This is a genomic window from Fischerella muscicola PCC 7414 (assembly GCF_000317205.1).
Lineage (GTDB): Bacteria > Cyanobacteriota > Cyanobacteriia > Cyanobacteriales > Nostocaceae > Fischerella > Fischerella muscicola.
In genome coordinates, this window is the sequence record NZ_AJLK01000206.1 from 1 (window position 1) to 2,502 (window position 2,502).

General features: G+C 44.4%; 3 protein-coding genes. All 3 read right to left on the bottom strand.

Annotation, left to right across the window (positions count from 1 at the left end; genetic code table 11):
* Positions 1 to 256: 256 nt before the first annotated feature.
* The 3 genes from UYI_RS0130810 to UYI_RS0130825 all read right to left on the bottom strand — a co-directional run bounded on the left by UYI_RS0130810 (position 257) and on the right by UYI_RS0130825 (position 2,483).
* Positions 257 to 1,183 carry a LysR substrate-binding domain-containing protein gene (locus tag UYI_RS0130810; RefSeq protein WP_016870540.1) on the bottom strand — a complete coding sequence of 309 codons (927 nt, stop codon included), beginning with the start codon at positions 1,181 to 1,183 and terminating at the stop codon, positions 257 to 259.
* Positions 1,184 to 1,237: 54 nt separating this feature from the next.
* Positions 1,238 to 1,630, bottom strand: a complete 393-nt coding sequence (locus UYI_RS0130815) for a DsrE family protein (protein WP_016870541.1) — start codon at positions 1,628 to 1,630, stop codon at positions 1,238 to 1,240.
* Positions 1,631 to 1,781: 151 nt separating this feature from the next.
* Entirely contained in the window at positions 1,782 to 2,483 is a 702-nt protein-coding gene (locus tag UYI_RS0130825) for a DUF305 domain-containing protein (protein ID WP_026086281.1), read from the bottom strand.
* Between the last annotated feature and the right edge of the window lie 19 nt (positions 2,484 to 2,502).

Here is a 2,502-nt window from a genome sequence, read left to right on the forward strand (position 1 = left end):
TCAAAAGAAATAGCCATACGCCCCACGTGAACCAAGGTAGGGCTGGAATGGGAACCCAAGTTACAAGGGTGACACCTGCCGCTAGTCCCAGAAAAGCCGCAGCCCTGAGAATTGCCAAAAGCAACACCCCCGTCAACGCAAGGGTGACGCGGTTCCGCATAGATTTGAGTTCTCTTTCAGGATCTAATTTTGAAAGTAATTAATACCATATGAGTATTAATAAATTTTTGTGTATGAATTCAGATGTATTTAAAAACTACTCTCCTGTTTGATAGCCGTTTTCATTAGCCATTTGACGAGCAAATTCTTTGACGATTTCAATAAAGGCTGGCAACATGGGGGACGATTTCTCTCTTTGCCAGGCGATCGCCAACTCAAGCTCCGCAGTGGGGGGTTGTAACCTCCGATAAACTACTCCTGATTTCTGTAAATGCGTGACGGAAGCAGGTAATAAGGCAACGCCAAGCCCTGCTGCAACAAAGCCCAATATACTTTGCACCTCCGAAGTTTCTTGAGTGAGTCTTGGACTAAAACCAGCCTGATGACAAACTGCAATTACATGGTCATATAGGCCACACTTATGATGGCGTGGACAGATTATGAAGGTTTCGTCGTTAAGGTTTGCCATATTCAACTCTGATTGGTTAGAGAGATGATGTGTCTGTGGTAGAGCTACGACTAGTGGCTCTCGCAAGATGTTTTCAACCATGAGATTGCAAGCATTAAAGAGTGGCGGTACAACGAAGCCAATTTCAATGTGAGCATTATGTAGAGCTTGTACCTGATCGCCTGTGGTCATCTCGTATACAATTAGGTTTACTTTAGGAAACCGTTCTTTGAAGACCTTTACCGACAACGGCACGATGTCATAGGCAGAGGAACCCTCAAATCCGATAACAAGCCGACCTATCTCACCCCGACTGGCAAGCCGTGCCAGAACAATCCCTTCTTGAATCTGCGCTAGCACTCGACGGGCTTCCGCCAAATAAACTCGGCCTGGCTCTGTTAACTGAATCCGGCGCGTGGTGCGGTGAAAGAGTTTTACTCCCAACTCCTCTTCTAGATGACGAATTTGCCGAGTCAGCGGAGGTTGAGCAATGTGGAGTCGTTCAGCTGCCCGCCCAAAGTTCAGCTCTTCCGCCACAGCTATAAAGTAATGCAAGTGTCGAAGCTCGATGTTCACAATTGTGGCTCCAAATTTTCTAGAGCTTGTGAGTACACCCTGTTTTGCTCTGTATCAGAAGTTCAAGCTTTTATCCATACTCAATGCCGTGCTGACATAATCGCTCATATTCTTGTAACTGGCGGTTGATATCCAGTTTTCTGGCGTAATGTTGCGATCCTTAGCACAAGCCTCACAAACCCAGATAGGCACATTTGCAGATAACAGCGCTTCTACTACAGCTTTCATCGGTGGCATATTTAGCCCCTGAATTTTGTCGTAAACATTTTTATTGGCTATGGTTACATCTTCACCCTGGAGCCACACTATTACTTCATGACCTTCATCGACTGCAACTTTTGCTGCCAACATCCCTAGAGTGGCAAGGGTTGGGTCATTTGTACCAGAACTTACAGAAACAATCACTTTCATTGGAACCTTCCTTGCTGCTATTTTGCAATGCAGCATTATTATTCTGCTGTTCTTCCAAGAGGATGGAGGTAGGGGTCTTGGTGTTTTGACGGCTGCAAAGCTTGAGGTTGTATACTATTCACAACAAGCAATCCAGCAATCATCCCAAGACTTACAGCCAATAAAATTAACATTAACCTTTTCAAACTCATTGTTGACTTTGTGTAGGAGTAGGCTGATACCAAGCCTGATACCATTGCTGCATCTGTGCGATTTCAGCAGTTTGAGTCTTAATGATGGATTGAGCTAAGTTGCGAATTTCTGGCTTGGTAGCGCTGTTAAGTGCCATCTGCGACATCATCACTCCCATTTGGTTATGGTGAATCATTTGACGAATAAATTCACGGTCGAAGTCAGAGGTATTCTTCAAGTCTTCCAAATGCATTTCCATGCCCATCATGTTCTGCTTCCCGGACATCCTCATCATTCCCTGGTTGTCTTGACCCATACCCTGCTGCATTCTCATCATTCCCATGCCAGCCATTGCATTAGCAGGTACTTCTGTGCCGTACCATGCCTTATACCAAGTTCGCATTTGTTGAATTTCGCGGCTTCGGTCTTTTTTAATTGTTTCAGCCAGTTTTTTGATTTCAGGCCGTTTAGTACGGGTTAAAGCCAGATCCGCCATTTTCACAGTTTCTTCATGGTGGGGAACCATCATTTCGATGAAATGCCGATCCACTTGAGTCATCATTCCTCGTTGGGAAGGAGTTGCTTGAGCAGATGGGTGATGAGTATTATGTTCTGAATTTGGAGACTGAGCTTGCGTTTTATTTGTAATTAATAGTCCTGCAAGAACACTACTAGTCAATAAGCCTGTGAGACTATAAATTAGAATTCTATTTTTCATAACATCACCTCTTTTATCG

Excerpts from the sequence above, each read along its gene's own strand:
- UYI_RS0130815 (WP_016870541.1), bottom strand. The coding sequence starts at position 1,630 with ATGCTGCATTGCAAAATAGCAGCAAGGAAGGTTCCAATGAAAGTGATT.
- UYI_RS0130825 (WP_026086281.1), bottom strand. The coding sequence starts at position 2,483 with ATGAAAAATAGAATTCTAATTTATAGTCTCACAGGCTTATTGACTAGT.